Source organism: Kitasatospora sp. NPDC048298, from assembly GCF_043201465.1.
GTDB lineage: Bacteria > Actinomycetota > Actinomycetes > Streptomycetales > Streptomycetaceae > Kitasatospora.
Map to the genome: position 1 here is coordinate 58098 of NZ_JBICYZ010000037.1, position 17601 is coordinate 75698.

Annotated in this window: 20 protein-coding genes; 15 read left to right on the plus strand and 5 right to left on the minus strand. The window is 67.0% G+C overall.

Annotated elements, in window-relative coordinates; translation table 11 throughout:
• Positions 1 to 940: 940 nt before the first annotated feature.
• The 7 genes from ACGF0D_RS25700 (at position 941) to ACGF0D_RS25730 (ending at position 8224) form a co-directional block, all read left to right on the plus strand.
• Positions 941 to 1066 (plus strand): hypothetical protein, encoded by a 126-nt coding sequence (locus ACGF0D_RS25700; RefSeq protein ID WP_392920051.1) that lies wholly within the window; start codon positions 941 to 943, stop codon positions 1064 to 1066.
• Entirely contained in the window at positions 1059 to 1571 is a 513-nt protein-coding gene (locus tag ACGF0D_RS25705; RefSeq protein WP_392920054.1) for a hypothetical protein, read from the plus strand. The genes ACGF0D_RS25700 and ACGF0D_RS25705 overlap by 8 nt, the downstream gene beginning before the upstream one ends.
• Positions 1558 to 3993, plus strand: coding sequence for a phage/plasmid primase, P4 family (locus tag ACGF0D_RS25710; protein WP_392920056.1), 2436 nt, complete (start codon positions 1558 to 1560; stop codon positions 3991 to 3993). Before ACGF0D_RS25705 ends, ACGF0D_RS25710 begins: the two co-directional genes overlap by 14 nt.
• 66 nt (positions 3994 to 4059) lie before the next feature.
• The gene (locus ACGF0D_RS25715; protein ID WP_392920059.1) at positions 4060 to 5913 is read left to right on the plus strand and encodes a DNA polymerase; all 1854 of its coding nucleotides are present in this window, start codon (positions 4060 to 4062) and stop codon (positions 5911 to 5913) included.
• Positions 5914 to 6339: 426 nt separating this feature from the next.
• Positions 6340 to 7149 carry a hypothetical protein gene (locus ACGF0D_RS25720; protein ID WP_392920061.1) on the plus strand — a complete coding sequence of 270 codons (810 nt, stop codon included), beginning with the start codon at positions 6340 to 6342 and terminating at the stop codon, positions 7147 to 7149.
• 425 nt (positions 7150 to 7574) lie between these two features.
• Positions 7575 to 7949, plus strand: a complete 375-nt coding sequence (locus tag ACGF0D_RS25725; RefSeq protein ID WP_392920064.1) for a hypothetical protein — start codon at positions 7575 to 7577, stop codon at positions 7947 to 7949.
• Positions 7946 to 8224: a hypothetical protein gene (locus ACGF0D_RS25730; RefSeq protein ID WP_392920066.1), complete on the plus strand. Its 279-nt coding sequence runs from the start codon at positions 7946 to 7948 to the stop codon at positions 8222 to 8224. Before ACGF0D_RS25725 ends, ACGF0D_RS25730 begins: the two co-directional genes overlap by 4 nt.
• A gap of 59 nt (positions 8225 to 8283) precedes the next feature.
• On the opposite strand, the gene ACGF0D_RS25735 is transcribed toward ACGF0D_RS25730, so the two are convergent.
• A complete protein-coding gene (locus tag ACGF0D_RS25735; protein WP_392920069.1) occupies positions 8284 to 8484 on the minus strand; it encodes a DUF397 domain-containing protein in 201 nt (66 codons plus the stop codon).
• Positions 8481 to 9308, minus strand: a complete 828-nt coding sequence (locus ACGF0D_RS25740) for a Scr1 family TA system antitoxin-like transcriptional regulator (RefSeq protein WP_392920072.1) — start codon at positions 9306 to 9308, stop codon at positions 8481 to 8483. The genes ACGF0D_RS25735 and ACGF0D_RS25740 overlap by 4 nt, the downstream gene beginning before the upstream one ends.
• A 108-nt stretch (positions 9309 to 9416) precedes the next feature.
• Here ACGF0D_RS25740 and ACGF0D_RS25745 point away from each other — a divergent pair, with 108 nt between their 5' ends.
• From ACGF0D_RS25745 to hemC, 7 genes are all read left to right on the plus strand, one after another.
• Positions 9417 to 9983 (plus strand): hypothetical protein, encoded by a 567-nt coding sequence (locus ACGF0D_RS25745; RefSeq protein WP_392920075.1) that lies wholly within the window; start codon positions 9417 to 9419, stop codon positions 9981 to 9983.
• The gene (locus ACGF0D_RS25750) at positions 9980 to 10264 is read left to right on the plus strand and encodes a hypothetical protein (protein WP_392920077.1); all 285 of its coding nucleotides are present in this window, start codon (positions 9980 to 9982) and stop codon (positions 10262 to 10264) included. The genes ACGF0D_RS25745 and ACGF0D_RS25750 overlap by 4 nt, the downstream gene beginning before the upstream one ends.
• Entirely contained in the window at positions 10261 to 10503 is a 243-nt protein-coding gene (locus ACGF0D_RS25755) for a hypothetical protein (protein WP_392920079.1), read from the plus strand. Before ACGF0D_RS25750 ends, ACGF0D_RS25755 begins: the two co-directional genes overlap by 4 nt.
• Before the next feature lie 1142 nt (positions 10504 to 11645).
• Positions 11646 to 11990 (plus strand): hypothetical protein, encoded by a 345-nt coding sequence (locus ACGF0D_RS25760; RefSeq protein ID WP_392920082.1) that lies wholly within the window; start codon positions 11646 to 11648, stop codon positions 11988 to 11990.
• A gap of 164 nt (positions 11991 to 12154) precedes the next feature.
• The gene (locus ACGF0D_RS25765) at positions 12155 to 12616 is read left to right on the plus strand and encodes a DUF6082 family protein (RefSeq protein WP_392920085.1); all 462 of its coding nucleotides are present in this window, start codon (positions 12155 to 12157) and stop codon (positions 12614 to 12616) included.
• A gap of 78 nt (positions 12617 to 12694) precedes the next feature.
• Positions 12695 to 13162 (plus strand): NUDIX domain-containing protein, encoded by a 468-nt coding sequence (locus tag ACGF0D_RS25770; RefSeq protein WP_392920087.1) that lies wholly within the window; start codon positions 12695 to 12697, stop codon positions 13160 to 13162.
• Between the two features lies 1 nt (position 13163).
• Positions 13164 to 14138 carry a hydroxymethylbilane synthase gene (hemC, locus tag ACGF0D_RS25775; protein WP_392920090.1) on the plus strand — a complete coding sequence of 325 codons (975 nt, stop codon included), beginning with the start codon at positions 13164 to 13166 and terminating at the stop codon, positions 14136 to 14138.
• 167 nt (positions 14139 to 14305) lie between these two features.
• Here the strand turns inward: hemC and ACGF0D_RS25780 are convergent, their stop codons facing one another.
• Positions 14306 to 14551: a GntR family transcriptional regulator gene (locus tag ACGF0D_RS25780; protein WP_392920093.1), complete on the minus strand. Its 246-nt coding sequence runs from the start codon at positions 14549 to 14551 to the stop codon at positions 14306 to 14308.
• A 156-nt stretch (positions 14552 to 14707) separates the two neighbouring features.
• On the opposite strand from ACGF0D_RS25780, the gene ACGF0D_RS25785 reads away from it, so the two are divergent.
• Positions 14708 to 15109 carry a hypothetical protein gene (locus ACGF0D_RS25785; protein ID WP_392920099.1) on the plus strand — a complete coding sequence of 134 codons (402 nt, stop codon included), beginning with the start codon at positions 14708 to 14710 and terminating at the stop codon, positions 15107 to 15109.
• A 296-nt stretch (positions 15110 to 15405) separates the two neighbouring features.
• Here the strand turns inward: ACGF0D_RS25785 and ACGF0D_RS25790 are convergent, their stop codons facing one another.
• Positions 15406 to 15777, minus strand: a complete 372-nt coding sequence (locus ACGF0D_RS25790) for a PPOX class F420-dependent oxidoreductase (protein ID WP_392920102.1) — start codon at positions 15775 to 15777, stop codon at positions 15406 to 15408.
• Positions 15778 to 15808: 31 nt separating this feature from the next.
• The gene (locus ACGF0D_RS25795; protein WP_392920104.1) at positions 15809 to 17419 is read right to left on the minus strand and encodes a cytochrome bc complex cytochrome b subunit; all 1611 of its coding nucleotides are present in this window, start codon (positions 17417 to 17419) and stop codon (positions 15809 to 15811) included.
• Positions 17420 to 17601: the final 182 nt, after the last annotated feature.

Sequence of the window (17601 nt, forward strand, 5' to 3'; positions counted from 1 at the left end):
GCCCCCCCCCCCCCCCCCCCCCCCAGTCTGCCAATTTCCGAACTCAACCCCACGGCGCCACTCTCGCCGATGAGGTCTGCTTTCTATTGCCCTACACCGACAGCCTCAGACGGGCTGGGGGGACCGGGGACGGGACCGGCTCGACAGGGCGGGATGAATTTGCGGACACTCGTCATTCACCTGCCGCATGGTGGGGCCCGTACCTCCCAGTGATCCGGCAGTGGGAAGAGCGGTTCGGCTATGCCTCACCGCCACCCACCGAAAAGGGGCCCCGAGGGGGAATCCGGGTTACCTCGGTGTTTGCGGAATGGCTCATGGGTTTTGTGCCCGGATGGGTCACTAATATTCCCGGGCTGACGCGCGGTCAGCAACTCAAGTGTATTGGTAATGCCGTGCAGCCGCAGCAGGCATACGCGGCATTCACGCAGCTTTTGGAAATCGAGCACGAGGACGACGATGGGTAAGCGGGGGGTCGTCACCGACTACGGCGACGAGGAACTGTACAGGGGTGACCTGATCACCTACGCGGCACGCAACGGAAACCGCGTGCGCATGGCAGACGCGATTGTTCGGCGGGTCACTACGAAGCTGGTAGGCGGCCGACTCCGCCCAATGCTGCGAGTGCGCCCGACTGGCGTTGAGTCGGGTTTTGCCAAGCGCCGGTCACTGCGGCCTGTGTGGATTTCGGCCGAACATGCACGGCTGGTCATTCCTAACGTCACGGGTGAACGCGACGACGACGAAGATTCTACGGGGGAGCGATGGAATTTCGAATCACGGCGGAATCGGCTCCGCCGCTAGGGGACGTGCGGTCGGCTGGGCCGGGTGACGTGGTGGTCCTGGTGCCCGGGTACACGCGCCGTCTCGACTGGGTGCGCTATCTCGCTGCGGCGGCCCATGCTATGGGGCGGGGTGCGCAGGTCCGGCAGGGAGAGCGCACGTGAGTATCCCGGCCGAGCCATTCGGGCTCGCCCTCTTCCTTTCACTGGCCGGCGAAGCGCTGTGCCTGCTGGGGCTGATTGCCGCCCTGGCGTATCTGCTGTGGGGGTGGATCGACCATGAGTAATCCGAACAAGGCCCGCGGGACCGCGTGGGAATCCGCTTGCCGGAACTATCTGAATCGCTTTCTCGGGCTCACCGATGAGTCGGGCAAGCTGCTGCATCCGGCATCCGGGATGAACGTCCGCCGAGCCGCACAGGAAGGTGCCGCAGACGTGGGTGATATCCACGCGTGGCCATTCATTCTGGAAGCTAAGGACGTGCGAAATCCGTCGGTCCCGACGTGGCTCCGGCAGGCGAATACCGAGGCGGCGAACGCCGGATATCCCTTCGGTGTGGTCGTACACAAGCGGCGCGGCAAGCCTGTGGCCTCGGGCCGGGTGCACGTCTCGGTGAGCACGTGGACGGCGATCCGGAACACCCTTGGCCTGCCCGTGGACGACGCGGCCGGGCTGTACGGGGCGGAGTACCGGGCCCGGGGAATCGATACCGCCAAGTGGTACGTCTCGCTGCCCCTCGGGGAGTTCGCCGAGCTGCTGCGCGACGTTCGGGGGGCCCATGCAGTTCCGTGACGTCCTCGATCGGTTCGACGGGGTGGCCGACCAGGCAGACGGCGGGTACGTGGCGCTGTGCCCCGCGCACCCCGATTCGAGGCCCTCGCTGCGGATTTGGAGGGGCGAGGACAACAAGGTTCGCATCACCTGTCGAGCCGGCTGCAAGACCGAGGACGTGATCCGGGCGGCCGGGCTCGGGTGGGGTGACCTGTTCGACGCCGAGGGCCCCGGCAGCACGGTCCCGGCCGAGCGCCCGCAGCTGGTCCCCGTCGCCCTGGTGGCCGCCCTCGGTGCCTACGTGGATCGGTGCTCACTCGCCCTCGGAGACTGGTCCGCCGAGTGGTCCGATCGGGCCCGCCGGTACTTGTCCGAGCGGTTCGGGGTCGGCCCCGAGCTTGCCGCGGAACTCCGCGTCGGCGTCGACCAGGGCGACCAGGGCGACAAGTTCGACCACCTGTCCCGGGCCTACTCGGCGTACCCGCGGCTGACCGTCCCCTTGATCGGGTTCGACGGTGCCCCCCGGGGCCTACAGGGGCGGGACCTGTCCGGCCGGTGCCCGGGACGCTGGCTTTCACTGACCAACCCGGCTGGTCTGCGCTGGTCGCCGTACGGTGTGATGCGCGGCTCCGGTGGTTGGGGGACGGTGCTGGTCACCGAGGGCCCCGGCGACGCACTCACGGCCGTGGGGGTCGGCTACGACGCGGTGGCCGTCCGTGGTGCTTCCCTGGCCAACTCGCCCGATCTGATGCGGGAGTTGGCCGAGGGCCTGCGCGGCTCGCTGGTGGTGATCTGTGGCGACCACGACACCGCCGGGGCCGGGTTCTCCGCCCGGCTCGCCGAGGGGCTGACCGAGCACGGCGTTACGGCCCTGGTGCTCGAAATCCCGTGCTCTGGCGACGACTTGACCGACTGGCGGGCCCGAGACGCGGCCGGGTTCCCCGCGGCGCTTCACCGAGCTGTGAAGTCGGCTCGGCCGGCTCGCGCCCCGGTCGAGATCCAAGAGGCCACCAGGGCGGCCGAGCTGGTGACCCGGACCGGGGTCGACGTGGTGTCCCGCGACCAGGGCACCGAGGCGGCCCGCATCCTGTCCGACCTGGTGTCCACCTACGGGGAGTCGGACGCCATGAACGCCCATGCCCTGGTCGCGTTCGTGAACGGCTCGATCCGGCACGCTTCTGGGCTCGGCTTCTACACGTGGAACGGGTCGATATGGGTCCGCTCGGATCGGCGCGTCCGGCAGGAAATCCACCGCATGGGTGCGGCCCTGGTGCTCGCCGGCCAGAACCAGCTAGCACGTGGTTTCACCATGACTTCCAGGATTGACGCCCTGCTGACCGAGCTTTGTTCCGTCCCGTCCGTTTCCATTGACGCCGTGGATTTCGACAACAAGCCCGACCTGATCAACTTCAAGAACGGCACGGTGGACCTGCGAAGCGGGGTAATCCGCCCGCACGATCTCGGGGACCTGCTGACGTACGGGCTCGATATCGACTACGACCCGTACGCGCAGTGCCCGCGCTGGGAACAGTTCCTCTCGGAGATCTTCCCCGGCATGCCGGAGATGCCCGCCTACATTCAACGGCTGGTCGGCTACGGCATCACCGGACACGTGACCGAGCAGGCATTCGGCGTGCTGTGGGGCAAGGGGGCGAACGGGAAATCAGTTCTCGTGGATACCCTCACGTCTGTATTCAGGGCAATCACTAAGACGACCCCATTCAGCACATTTGAAGAGCGCAAGTCCGCCGGAATCCCGAACGACGTGGCAGCCCTCCGCGGGGCCCGCCTGGTCATGGCCAGCGAGGGCGAATCCGGGAAAGCAATGTCGGAATCGATCCTTAAGCGGGTCACCGGTAAGGACATGATCTCCGCAAGGTTCTTGCGCCAAGAGTTCTTCGAGTTCCGTCCGTCCTTCCTGCTGCTGCTTGCGACGAACCACAAGCCAAAATTCAAGAGCCAGGACGAGGGCCTTTGGAGGCGGGTCAAGTTGCTGCCGTTCACCCGGTATTTTGCCCCGGACGAACGTGATCCCGACCTAGACCGGACGTTGCTCGCCGAGGCCGAGGGGATCGCCGCTTGGGCGGTGCGCGGTGCCGTCAACTGGTACCGGTCGGGACTGCAAGATCCGCAGGTCATCACGGGCGCAAGCCGCGAGTACCGCGAGACGTCCGACCCGTTGGCGGGGTTCTTCCCCGGTGTGTTGGAGCGCACGGAAGACAGCGTTCTCATGAACGGAAACGAGGCGTTCAATGAATATCTGACCTGGTGCGAGGCAGAAAACCTGCCTGCGCGGGAGCAGTGGACTCGGCGCACGTTTTATGACGGGATGGAAGAAAGAGGGGCGGTCCGGAAGACCACTAAGAGGGGCATTGCACTGGCGGGCGTACGGCTCGCCGGCCAGGGCCCCGAACCGACAGGGCCGGGTATTTTCGGGCCCTGACCAGCACCACACCGGGCCGTCCACCTTAATCGGGTGGGCGGCCCCTTTTTGCTTTCGGGGGGAAGCATGATCGAGTACCGGCACCAGATTGCCGGAGAAACCATCACCGTGCACGTACCCGAGACGCCCGCGGACCTACAGGAATTCCGGGGATGGCTCGACCGGGCCCGGCGTCGCGGCCCCGTGGCCGTGGACACAGAAACCACGGGCTTGAATATCTATGGACCATCCTTCCGGCTCCGGACGGTCCAATTCGGGGACGCGCGCGACGCGTGGGTGATCCTCTATGAGCGGGGCGGATACCACGCGGCTTATGCCCGTGACGCGCTGCTGCGGTGCCGAGAAATCCTGATCCACAATGCGGCCTATGACTGGTTGGTGCTCGACAGGTGTGCGGGAATCCCGCTGGAAGAACTCGCGCCGCGTACCACGGACAGTCGCATCCTGGCCATGCTCCACGATCCGAGGCAGCCCCAAGAGGGCGGCATAGGAACCGCACTCAAGCCGCTTTCCGCGCGCTGGGTGGACCCGTCCGCACCGGATACTCAGAACGGCCTGACGAAGGTTTTCAACAGCCTCGGGTTCACGAAGGAAACCGGCTGGGCAAATATCGAATTGACCCACCCGACTTTTTTGCTCTATGCCGGTCTGGACGTGATCCTGACCGCCCGCCTGGTGCCCATCCTGCGGGCCGAGCTGCACCGCCTCGGCGTCCCGGCCCGCCTGGTCGAGTATGAACACCACATCGCGCGCCTGTGCAGCACCATGCAGCGCGCGGGACTGCTGGTTGACCAGGACTACGCGCAGCAGCTCGCCCGCCGGCTCGCCAAGGAAGCCGAGAAGTACGCCGCGGTGGCCGCCCGGTACGGGGTCGTCAAGATCGGGTCGCCCGACCAGGTGGCCGAGGCGCTGCTAGCCCTCGGGGAGATCCTGACCGAGCGCACGAAGACCGGCGCACTCAAGACCGACAAGGCCGTACTGCTGCCCATGGCTGACCTTGACCGAGACTGGCAGCGGATCGGCGCCAGGGAGCCAAGTGCTCTCGCCGATGCGGTACTTCGGGGTAAAAGAGCCGTGAAGTGGGGCAAGACGTACGCCGAGGGTTTCATGGCGAAGCTCTCGGCCGAGGGGCGCATACACCCGGCCGTGTCGAGTCTTGCCGCGCGGACAGGCCGCATGTCTGTGACGGACGGACTTCACCAACTCCCGTCCTCTGATTGGGAGATCAGGCGGGCAATCCTCGCCGAGCCCGGACACGTCATGATCTCCACTGATTTTCAGGCGATCGAAATGCGGGTGTTGGCAGCTCTCGCCGACGTCAAGGGCATGAAATCAGGATTCCTGAGTGGTGGCGAGAAGTTCGATATTCACGCCTACACCGCCCGGCTGATCAAGGGAGACGCAGCAACCCCTAAGGACCGCAAGGTATTTAAAGGCGCCGGGTTTGGGAAGGTTTACGGCGGCGGGATCACGACCATTTCCCGGCAGACTGGTGCGTCGGAAGCGGAGATTGCGCAAGCGGTGGCCGCGTACGACCGAGCCTTTCCGGAGATTAGGCGCGCTTCCCGTCGTTGGCAGCGGGAGGCGTTCCAGAACGGGATGGTCTACATCTCGGCCGTCGGCCGGCGGTTGCCTTTGGATCGCGACAGAAGCTATGCCGTGGTCAATTATGCCTGTCAAAGCGTTGCGCGGGACGTTCTCGGCCAGGCAATGCTGAATGTCGAGGCTGCCGGATTGCTCGAATACTGTCGCCTCCCGATCCATGACGAGTTTCTCGCGTCGGCCCCGCGCGAGGATGCGGAGGAGATCGCCCGCGAGTTCGAGCGCTGCATGACGTGGGACCTGTACGGAGTGCCCATCGTGGCCGAGGCCGAGATAGGCGGGCGGTCGTGGGGAAGCCTGTACGGCGCCGATTACTGATGGCCCGTCACAGGGTTGTGCTCGTGGCCATCACGGCTCAGCGACAGTTCGGGCCGTACCCCCTACCAACAGCGGATGTGGCCTTGCCGCGGGTCATCCCGGGGGAGGATGCGGAGCCGTAGTTGCTACTCGGCGTCACCGGTTTATATCGGCTCGGGGCACGAACTCCGGCGTATGCCCCGACTGTCCGCATTAGTCCGTAATAACACCTTTGCCGCTTCACAGTTCATTCGCTGAATCTAGTTCCACGCAGAGATTCGGCAATGCGCACGCCCCGTCCTGCTAATCCGGGACGGGGCATTTTTATGCCCTTTTTCAAGGCGCATTGATGAACGGCCATGGGGCACGTCTGCCCTTTTTACAGCCCGTTCCGGGAAACCTCCGCCCTTCACAAGGGGCAAAGCACACCGGACACGGAGCAGCCCAATGACTAACTTCACTTCCGACCAGCTCAACGCCGCCCAGAACGGTGACCTGTCTGCCATATCGGCAGTCATCGCCGAGGCGGAAACCCTGATACAGCAGCGGGCCCGAGAGTTTGCAATCAGCGAGACTTGGGCGGATCACGCGCTGGCCGAGGATCTTGCCTCGGTCGGACGCATCCGTCTGTGGGAAGTTCTCCAGACATTCGAGGGTGACAACCCCCGGAAGTTCATGGCCTACGTTGACCAGGCGTTGTACTCGGCCATGTCGGAAGAGCGGCGAAAGTTCCGGCGACCCGGTGTTTCGGAGCGAACTGCCCGTGATTTCGAGCTGGCGATAACCCTCGCGGGAGGCGACCCGTACGAAGCTGTTCGGATCGCTAGTACGGATGAAATGGGGCCGCGAAAGATGACCCGCGAACGGGCATTCGCCGCGCTGACCTCCTGGCTCGGTGCGGACTCGCTCGACCGGCCGCAGAGTGCGGACGCGGGGGAGGAGTCTGGTATCACCCTCGGGGACGTGGTGGCCGTTCTCGCGTCCGTCCCCGTTGATCTGGTCGAGCCTTCCGACTATGTGACTACGAAGCGCACGATCGTTCGCGACCAGGTGCACCGCGTTCTCGGTCTGCTGAGTGAGCGTCAGCGTCATGTGCTTAAGGCGGACCACGGCATTGCGCCGGTCAACTACTACGGCGACCAGCCGGATCAGGTGCTCGCCGACGACATGGGCGTGACCCCCTACCAGGTCAAGCAAGCCCGCGTGAAGGGGAAGAGCCGTTTCTCCGAGCTGTACCGGGCGGGTGCGTCCGCGTGACGATCATCCCAACTCGCGACGGTGGGACCGTTGAGATCACCCGGTGCGGCGCCCTGGTTGACGTCCACGTGCGGGACTCCGAGGGCCGCACCGTGGCCACCGTGACCCGCCGAGCCGGCGAGTCCGTCATGATGTTGTCGAAACCGCGCGTGCGGTCTGTGAACGTTCAACACCCGTCGAACGTATGAGCTATTGACGTTGAGTCACGGAAATGACCCCCCCTTGCTTCGGCAAGGGGGGATTTTTTCGTGTACGCAATCAATCGTGTGCACGCCAATACACCAGAGCGGCGCCTGGCGGCTAGTTGCGCTGGTCAGAGGCCCTGATGGCTGATGCGCAATACCTTAAAGAAGCCTTAAAGAGTGATCTGCGTCACATATAGAAAAGGGTTTTCGATTGTCGGCGGCGTGGTCTACCGTCGTTGCATGGTTACGCACCGCAACGAGTTTCGGATTCGAACTACTGTGATGGTGGCTGTCCGGGGGGATCAAGGGGTCGTCGCGTGGGCAGCTTGCCCCGAGCTGCCCGTCATTCTGGCCGAGAGCACCATTCGGACATGTCTCGACCTGGTGCGGACCCTGGAGACTCAAGGTCGGGTCGTCGCCGGACTGCTATCCAAGGTGCCCTACGAGCAGTTCCGCGTGCTGGCCCGGGATGTGACCACGGCGGGGCTCGCCGGCTCGGTTGAGTGGGTGCGTAACCGCTATACGGGGGCGTGGGAACAGTGGGGCGACGAACCGTGGACCGGGTGCGAGTACGGGTGCCACCAGCCGGCCCCAACGATGTGGGAGGCGGCGTGAGCGTGGACCGCACGTTCCTGGTGTCGCGTGACGACCAGGGCGACGCATGGAACCTTGGGTTTCGCCTCGGTGCCCGCCTGAAGTCCTACGGTGTTGCCGCGCGGTACGGCATCGCGGTCCGCAAGCTGCCCGGCCGTTCTGCCGGTGCTCCCGCTTGGGGTCTGTACCTGGTTGACCGCCTACCGGCCGAGCCTGTGCCCGTTCGGCTCGCCCTCGCCGCGGGTCCGAGGCTCCGGCGGACCCTGGTGGCCGAGCTGCTCGCCCTCACTGCGTAACAGCAAGCCCCGCCACTCCGGGAAGGGGTGGCGGGGCCTCGGGGCAGCACGCGCGTACGTCAGACGTCGCCGAAGTCGCCGTTGCGGACAGCGGCGACGAAGGCCGACCATGCAGCGCTCGGGAAGACCAGGACCGGCCCCTCGGGGACCTTAGAGTCCCGGACGGGGATGGTGTCGGGCAGCTCACTAACCGACACTTCGACGCATTCTCCGCCGTTGCTGCTGTATGACGACTTGAACCACACAGGTTCGGCGGTCACGGCAGTTCCTTCCTTCGTTCCCTGATCAGAGCCACAGAGTCCGCCTGTGAACGCGCCATGGCTTGAAGCTGATAGTAGGTCCCGAGGATAGGTAGCACGGCAGCGCTGTCCCGTTCCAAGTTGCCCTGTCGCGAACTCTCGGCGTAACACATGAGCTCACGGTTTGGGAGGGTCAGGATGTACACCGGGAGATCGAACGCCCGATCAGCACCGAGGTTCAGCGGGGCAATCTGAAGCATGGTGTGCGGCATGGCAGCGAACTCGACCAGGGCATCCAACTGATCGCCCATGACACCTGCACCGCCGATCGGCCGCTGGATGCAGCTCTCATCCAAGACGACGTGTATCACTGGCGGCGGGTCGCGCCGCAGCTTCTCCTGCCTGCGCGCGAGAACCGCAACCCGCCTGTCGGCCCTCTCCGCAGTGATGCTGCCGCGTCGAACCGCTCCGGCCGCGATCTCCCTTGCGTAGTCGAGCGTCTGTAGAACACCGGGGATGATGCCCAGAGTGAACACGCGTAGCTCTGTGGCCTTCGCTTCTTCGGCTACGTAGGCAGCGAAGCCTTCGAGAAGCGTAGCGTGATCGCCCTCGCGCGCCTTGTTTGTAAAGATCGGCCCCATAGCGAACGCCTTGTCAAGTTCCCTAGCCACGGGTGGAGTTGCACGCCGGTGACCATTTTCCATCTGGGAGATGTGGGTGGGCGTGCAACCGATCATCTGTGCGACGTCCTTCTGTAACCAGCCCCGTTCCTCGCGCTTGCTGCGGAGAAGGGCGCCAAACTCAGACGCGGGTGACGCTCCGGGGTCTAGCGTGGACTTGTTCATGGGGTCAATTTTTCTACTTAGCAAGCGGATTTGGGATGTTGCGTACCGGGGGAGCCTAGAGGACAGTTGGCGCACCCGGTAGTCAATGCACTACGTAACGGAGTCCCCATGACGCGCAAACGTACCCCCGCACCCCCCACGGAGCCCGAGCCGGCAACCGTGGCCGCCCCCCGGTCCCTGGTCGACGTGCTGCGTAGCGCGGAGCACAGGACGGCGGGGCTCGCGCTCGCCGAGCTGATCGAGGCAACCGAGGCGGCCGGACTGATGCTGCCGTCGCTCAGCGTGGAACTTCCCGCCTGGGGCCGGGCCGACTTCCTGGTTCAGCTCGGCGGGGTGTCCCCGGAGACGGCGGCGCGACTCGCGGTCGTGCTCCGCATTGGGGCCGCCGCTATCGCCGCCGAGGAGTCCGAGGAGTCCGAGGAGTCCGAGGAGTCCGGGACCGTCACCCACCTGTGGGCGCCGGTTGTGGGGGACCTGGTGCACGACATTGCGGCCGACCGGGTCGGCGAGTACCGCGGGCTGGACGAAACCGGCCGGTGGCTGCTCGCCCCGCCGGCTGGTGGCGAACCGTGGCCCGTCGACCCCTCGGGCGTACGCGCGGCGGATCTGTCCGACCGGCTCAGGGCCGAAGCTGCCTGGACCACTGCGCGCCACCGCGCGGTGAGGGTCGGATGACGGAGATCCCCAACCCGTTTCTCCGGGCCGGTCGGAGGATCTTCAAGTTCCTGGTGTGGCGGCTCGGGCCGGACCCGGACCTGGAAAAGGTCCACCTCATCTTCTGCGAGGGCGAGGACGAGAACGGCGTCCCGTGCCGCGCGAACTCGGGCGAGTGCTCGGACCTGGAGACCGCGAAGAAGTTCCCGTTCACGCACGCAAAGGTGCACCCCGAGCACCGGTCTTACGGCCGACTCTCCTACCATCCGATGATCATGGCCCCGCAGGAGGAACCGGCGTGAAGCGCGAACCCCTGGTGGCCGTCGTCCTGGCCGTCCTGGTCGGTAGCGCTCCCGCCGTCCTGGTCGCCCTGGTCGCCGCGTTCGCCCCGTCGCGACAGACCGCGGGACTCCTTTGGTTCGTCGCCTTGGCGCTCGCCATGGTCGGGATCGTGTTCGGACCCGGGTGGGCGGAGTGGTTGCGGCACCGAAGACGGGTACTTATGCGAAGGCGAGCGAGGCACGGGCGGGCCGGTTCGTGAACACGGAGACCGGCATACCGCCGACAGTGCCGGAAGGACTGCACTGGGAAGCCGGTTGGTGCTACCCCTGCGGGCTGACGCGCGCCGTAGCGCCGGTGCCCGCCGTGGGTCGGCGAACGATACTGACCGTGTGCCCTTGGCACTACGACCAGTACGGCCGACGATTCCGCCGCACGCTTCAACTCGCCCCGTGGTACGGCCTGTTGGCCCGCTCGCGCGACGGCTCGATCCCGCTGAACTCCCGGAGCGCCCCTACGCCCCCCGGTGCTCCGGGTGCCCCGCCGACCTCCCACGGCGGGAAGGTGCGCGCACGCCGCCGCGCGTACCGGTCGTCCTGGTTCGGTCCCCCAGCCTGAGCCAGGACGACCCCCAAGACCCCGGCGGAAACCTGTGCCCCGTCGGGAGGCACGACCCCTGCCCCTCGGTGACGTGTCGGGACGGACGCGGACGACCGGGGGGCGGGGCCACTCCGACCCAACAGACTGCCCGCTCGGATCACGTGCGCACGGTCACCAGCTCTCCATGGTGAACCATGTAATCCCCCTAGGGCCGTGACCCGAGCGGGCCCCAAGCTCCAGCCGTGGGCATGTCCTGTGCCCACTCTGGAAAACCCCGTCCTGGCGGGGCACCGTGTGACCCACGGTTGACCAGGGCGGGCACATGCCCGGCTAGCGGCCCAAGGGTGCCGTGTCGTGCCGGGTTCCGCGCTTCGGGGTCTGCTCCCCCGTGGCGCACGCCGGTCCCCCGGCCGGCTGTTCTGACGCAACACCACCAGGGGGACCGGCTCCAAGACTCCCACTCCGGACTTTGGCTGGGGCCATTCCGTCCGGAGCGGGGCACGACCCCGCACCGCCGCTCGCAACCCCGAGGGCGGTTCCCGGTGCGGGCCGGTTCCGGAATGGAGTGGGTCCGCTCCGGAACCCGCCGCCCCCTGCGCTGTCATGGCAGATGGACAGGGGGCGGCACCCACCGACACCCGTTCCGGCAGGTGTGACCCGGCGGTGAGCCGGCCGGAACGGGAACGCACCGACACGCGGAGGCTGCTCCGGTCGGTGCAACCCGGTCCCGTCCGCCCAAGTAGGACCCCCGTCGTGGGTGGGCGGGACCACCAGAGCCACAGAGAGAAAGTGATCATGACGCGGGTGCGGTACGTCGAACCGATCGCACCGGACTTCACCGAGGCCGACGAAGACGGCGACGGTGACACCTGGTGTCGGCTGTACGAAGAAGAAGAGGACGGCGACCGTAGTTGCCAGTGCCCGTACCGGAAGTACCGCGGGTGCGTCGAAGACCTCGGACTGCCGCCCCGCGGCAGCGTGTACGTCCACCACGACGGACGGCGCGGAACCCTGTTCCGGCGCGTGCGAAGGCACGACCCGGTGACCCTGGTCATCGTGCAGACGGTCGTGTCGTTCGAGCACGTCAACGGCGACGGGCAGCGCGTCACCTGGTCGCTGAAATGCGCGGGACTCAGCGCCGCGAAGTAGTCCCACAGACCCCCGTCCCGGCTGCTGCTCTCTGCCAAGAACACGGCCGGGACGGGCTCAGTACCACCACAACTAAGGAAGAACATGGTCTCGAACGACAACCCGAACGGCTGCTCGTGCGGCTGTGGCGCCGCATCCAACCGCGAGTGCCGGAACTGGATTCGATGATGCGGACCGCACACGCCGTGTTGCTCGGTGCCGGACTCCTCGCCGGGATCGGCGCCGTCCGCCTGGTGGTCGACCACCGCCACCAGTACCGCCAACTCTCCCTCGCCGCCGCGAACATGCACCAGCGGCTCATGTCGGACGGCGAAGCCCATCCGGAACGGTACGCGGACCACCCGACGCTCGGACAACTTCCCAGCGAGGAACGGGCGCAGGCGATCCACACGAACCGGGTGTTCGCGCTGCTGGCGGCGAAGCACCGGGCGGGACTCCTGCCCGATGACGAGCTTCACCACGGTCTCGAAGACCTGGTGCATCACCCGTCGGCGATCGCCTTCTGGAAGCGCTCGGGCAACTTCTGGCTCACCGAGTCCGAGGCGGGCGACAAGGCGGCCCGAAGGTTCGGCAAGGCCCTGGCACGGACGTTCGAGCGGGCAACCGACCTGAGGCACGCCGCGTAGCACCCCACAGACCGTGCCTGGACCGGCAATTCCGGATGGCTAGCCGGTCCGGGCGGCCCCGTACAGAGAGGAGTTACCGTGCCGACCCCCGCACCGGGCCACCCCATCACGTCGTACGTGCTGTGCACCGACCCGAACGATCGCTTGTTGATCGTCCAAGCCACCGGGCTTGGAACGTGGCACCTGCCCGGCGGAGTTGTCGAAGCCAACGAACCGCCGCTCGACGCCGCCCGCCGGGAGGTGCGCGAGGAACTGGGGCTCATCCTTGATCTCCAGCCCGATGACCTCTTCGCGATCGAGTGGGCGCAAGCCCGTCGCCCTGGCGCTCGTGCCCGACTCGTCTTCATGTGGGCCGGGCCGATACTCAGCACCGCCGACACCGACCGGATTTCGCTGCAACCGCGGGAACTGTCCGCCTGGCGATGGGCTACCCGTGAGGAAGCCAAGCGGGTGCTTCACCCGGCCGTCGCCGCACGAATCCGGTCGCCTCTCCAGCTTCCTGGCCGCGTTACCTATCAAGAGACCCGACATGAAAGGACCACCTGAGATGAACAGCACCGACTTCCCGGACCGACTCCTCCGGATCGGTACGCGTAGCTCCCCGCTCGCGCGCGCCCAGACGGACATGGTGATCGCCGCGCTGAAGGAGCACGAGCCGGCGCTTCAGACCGAGGTGGTACCGGTGACCACCGAGGCCGACCTGTGGCAGGGCGACTTGGCCCAGCTCGGCGGCAAGGGGCTGTACACCCGCGAGATCGACCAGATGTTGCAGCGCGGGGACGTCGACATGGCCGTGCACTGCGTCAAGGACGTGCCGGGAGACGTGCCGCTCCCGAAGGGGCTGATCTTCGCCGCGTACATGGAGCGGCCGGACGTCCGGGACGTCTTGTTGTTCCCGGAAGGGTCCGAGTACACGTCGCTCGCCGACCTGCCGTCCGGCGCGAACATCCTGTCGTCCGCTGTTCGCCGCAAGGCCCAGGTTCTCCGTGCCCGCCCGGATCTCAAGGTGGTGCGCGTGCGCGGTGCGGTCGGCAGTCGGCTCGAAAAGCTGGACGGTAAGAGGAAGCTCGACGGTGTGAAGCCGGACGGCATGATCCTGGCCGTCGCTGGTCTGGCCCGCCTCGGAATCGACCGCCCCGGGTACGTGCTCGGCATGGATGAGATGCTGCCCGCCGTGGGTGCGGGTGTGCTCGGGCTGGAATGCCGACAGGACGATCACCCGGTGGCCGCGCTGCTGGAGAAGGTCAACGACGAGAAGACCATGCGGGAGGTGACCGCCGAACGCGTGCTACTGCACAACCTGCGCGGGCACTGCAACAGCCCGATTGCCGGGTACTGCACCACCGAGGCTGACGGACAGCTCGTGCTGCGCGGCATGGTGTTCGATCGCGAGGGCTCGAAGTTCGCCAACGCGATGCTGTGGGACGAGCACCAGGGAGACCCGGCCGTCCTCGGCGCACGCGTCGCCGCCGAACTCCTCCGGCAGGGAGCCCGTTCGATCATCGCGGGCATCCCCCACTGAGACCGGCGTCGGCCCCGTCCGGGATCGCCGGGGTGGGGCATCGCTCGGCCCGGGCTAGTCCATCCGGGATACAGTGACCAACGGGCGCGGGCGTCGAATCCTAATCGACCATTGCCTACCCTGCGCCCCTTCTAGGCCCCGTCCACTGGATCACCAGCGGGCGGGGCTTACTGCTCTTCGCGCGGTTCCCGACGGGTCACGAAGCTGCCCATGCCCTTACGCGTGACCACCGCGTCGGCTTCCCGTAGCGCGGCAACAGCTTTTCGAACGGTCTTCCTGTCCACGCCAAATTCCGCGGTCAGCTCCACCTCAGACAGCTTGTCGTCGGGCTGAAGCTCGCCAGTCGCAATCCGGCTGGTGATGATCTCCGAGATCTGTTCCCACTTTGGGCGGGACGGGCTGAACTCAAACACCCTCTGACCGTAGCCGTACCGGGCAACCACGCATAGCCATGGATGGCCATGGACAGGTATGGACATGTTGAGTACCGTCGGCACGAAAGAACCCCCGAGGCCGTTGCGACCGGCCGCCGGGGGTTACGCCGAACAGCTGTCTAGGAGCTGCCCGACATGCGACACCTTATCGTCTGGCTCATACACCGAGCCCTGGCTCTCTGCCTGCCGGCTCGCGGCCACCACCGCCCCGAAGCAACCCCCGAAGCCCCGTCGCGGCACATCTGCGAATGGGGTAGGCCGATCCACCCGCACACCCTCACCAGGACCATGCCGCCCCCGCCGTACATCCCGCGGATAAGCCCCGCGCTGGCACGCTGGGAAAGCCTCCCCGAGGACGTGCAGCGGGTCGAACTCGCCGCCCTCGCCGAGGCAGCTTGGCCGCAGTGGCTCAAGATCAAGGCCGAGGCAGAGAAGCGTCACCAGACCCCCGAGGACGAGAAGCGCCGCCGAGCCGAGCTGTTCGCCACGGCCTACGATCTGCCCAGCCCGAACGATCTCGCGGGGGCGATGGGCTGATGGCTCGGGCATTCATCAAAGATCTCCCGGACGGCACCCGTAGGGGCAACGCGCGGGGTCTGAGGCAGTGCGAGCGGGCCGGGTGGCAGATCCTCACCCCGGGTGACCACGAAGCCCGCTACGCCCCCCGTACGGCCAACGACTGCCGACCCTGGACCGACGGGATAGACCGGCACTGGTCCCGCGACTGCTGGGCAGTCCCGCACCACCGAATCGTCAGCAAGTAGGACCCCCTCGCCCCGTCCGGATCGGTCCGGGCGGGGCTTTCGCATGCTCAGATCTGCCCCCGCAGGGAGTTACCCGGGTGTACTCTCTACCCCGGCCAGCCCCACCCGGAGCCGGCTGCGGGCCAGCGCGATCAGCGCCGACAGGCCGTACTTGTTGATCAGCGAGGTGCGGTAGCGCGCGGTGTCGTCGGCGTCGCAGAGCCGTGCCCGGGCCGGGACCCGGCGGCCGGTGGGGCGCCCGTGGGCGTCGCAGGGGCCGATCAGCACCCGGGGGTGGCGGCGGATCCGTTCGGCCTCGCCGGAGTGGGCCGGTGTCCAGACCCCGAGGGCCGTGCCGTCCGGCACCACCCAGAGCTGCGAGTCCATCCGGCTTCCGTCCTCGCCGAAGGTGGTGAGCAGGAGGTACCTGCTGTCGGCGAGCCGGTCGGTTCGGTGGTGCACCTGTCCTCCCTGTGCCGTCGGGGGGCGCGGGTCAGTGCCCGTGGCCCTCGCTGATCTCGCGGTACTCCTCGGCGGTGGGCTTGGGGATCCGGCCGCCCTCGCCGTGGAACCCGCGGGAGAGCCGGGTCCGGGTGCGGGTGAGCACCCCCGCCGGGCGGGCCACTCCATTCTCGTCCACCGCGGCGGGCAGGACGAGGGGGCGGGGCTGTTCGTGCGCCGTGAGCCGGTGCAGTTCCCGCCGTGGGAGCGGGGCGTGCACCTCGGTGAACTCGCCGTGCGGCAGGCGCTTGATGACGCCGGTCTCGCGCCCGTGCAGCACCTTGTCGCGGTCCCGCCGCTGGAGGCCGAGGCACCAGCGCTTGGCGACGACGAAGACCACGACCGGGACGGCGAAGAAGCCGACGCGGGCGGCGTACGTGATGGTGTTGAGCGACAGGTGCAGGTGGGTGGCGATGAGGTCGTTGCCGCCGGCCATCAGCGCCACCAGGTAGACGCTGATCCAGGCGGCGCCGAGGGCGGTGCGGACGGGTGCGTTGCGCGGCCGGTCGAGCAGGTGGTGTTCCCGGTCGTCGTCGGTCAGCCGGCTCTCCACGAAGGGGTACACCGCGATGGCGCCCAGGACGAGGGGGAACAGCGCGAACGGGATGAGCACCCCGAGGTTGAGGGTGTGCCCCCACAGCCCGATCTCCCAGCCGGGCATGATCCGGATCAGTCCCTCGGCGAACCCCATGTACCAGTCCGGTTGGGCGTCGGTGGAGACCTGGTCCGGACGGTACGGGCCGTACGCCCAGATCGGGTTGACGGTCGCGATCGCCGACACCAGCGCGACGAGGCCGAAGACCAGGAAGAAGAACCCGCCGGCCTTGGCCGTGTAGACCGGCATCAGCGGCATGCCGACGACGTTCTTCTCGGTCCTGCCGGGGCCCGCCCACTGGGTGTGCTTGTGGTGGAAGACCAGGATCAGGTGCGCCACCAGCAGGCCGAGCATGATGCCCGGGATCAGCAGCACGTGGATGGTGAAGAACCGCGGCACGATGTCGTGGCCGGGGAACTCCCCGCCGAACAGGAACATCTGGACGTACGTGCCGACCAGCGGGACGGCGAGGATCGAGCCCTCGATGAACCGGATGCCGGTGCCGGAGAGCAGGTCGTCGGGCAGCGAGTAGCCGAAGAAGCCGTCCAGCATGCCGAGGAAGAGCAGCAGGAAGCCGAAGACCCAGTTGATCTCGCGCGGCTTGCGGAACGCGCCGGTGAAGAACACCCGCATCATGTGGACGAACATGGCGGCGACGAAGACGATCGCGGCCCAGTGGTGGATCTGCCGGATCAGCAGGCCGCCGCGCACCTCGAAGCTGATGTCCACCGTGGAGGCGTAGGCCTCCGACATCGGGACGCCCTTGAGCGGCACGTAGGAGCCGGCGTAGACCACCTCGCCCATGCTGGGCTTGAAGAACAGCGTCAGCCAGACGCCGGTCAGGATGATGATCAGGAAGGTGTAGAGGCAGATCTCGCCCAGCATGAAGGACCAGTGGTCCGGGAAGATCTTCCGCAGGTTCGCCCTGGCCAGGGAGTAGATCCCCAGCCGGCCGTCCGCCCAGTCGGCGGCCCGCTGCCCCCGCCCAGGGCTCTGATTCCGGGTCATGTGTACGCACCTCGGTCCGAAGGAAACGGGGAGAGGTCCCCGATTCGTACTGGGGGCCACCATAATCGGGGAGATCTCCCCACTTCTAGCCGGGGTGCCCCCTTCCCCTCTCCGCCCCGGCAGCGGCGAGCTTTCTCCCCTCCGGCAACGTCCTCCGGAAACGGCGAGCGGCCCGCCCGGTG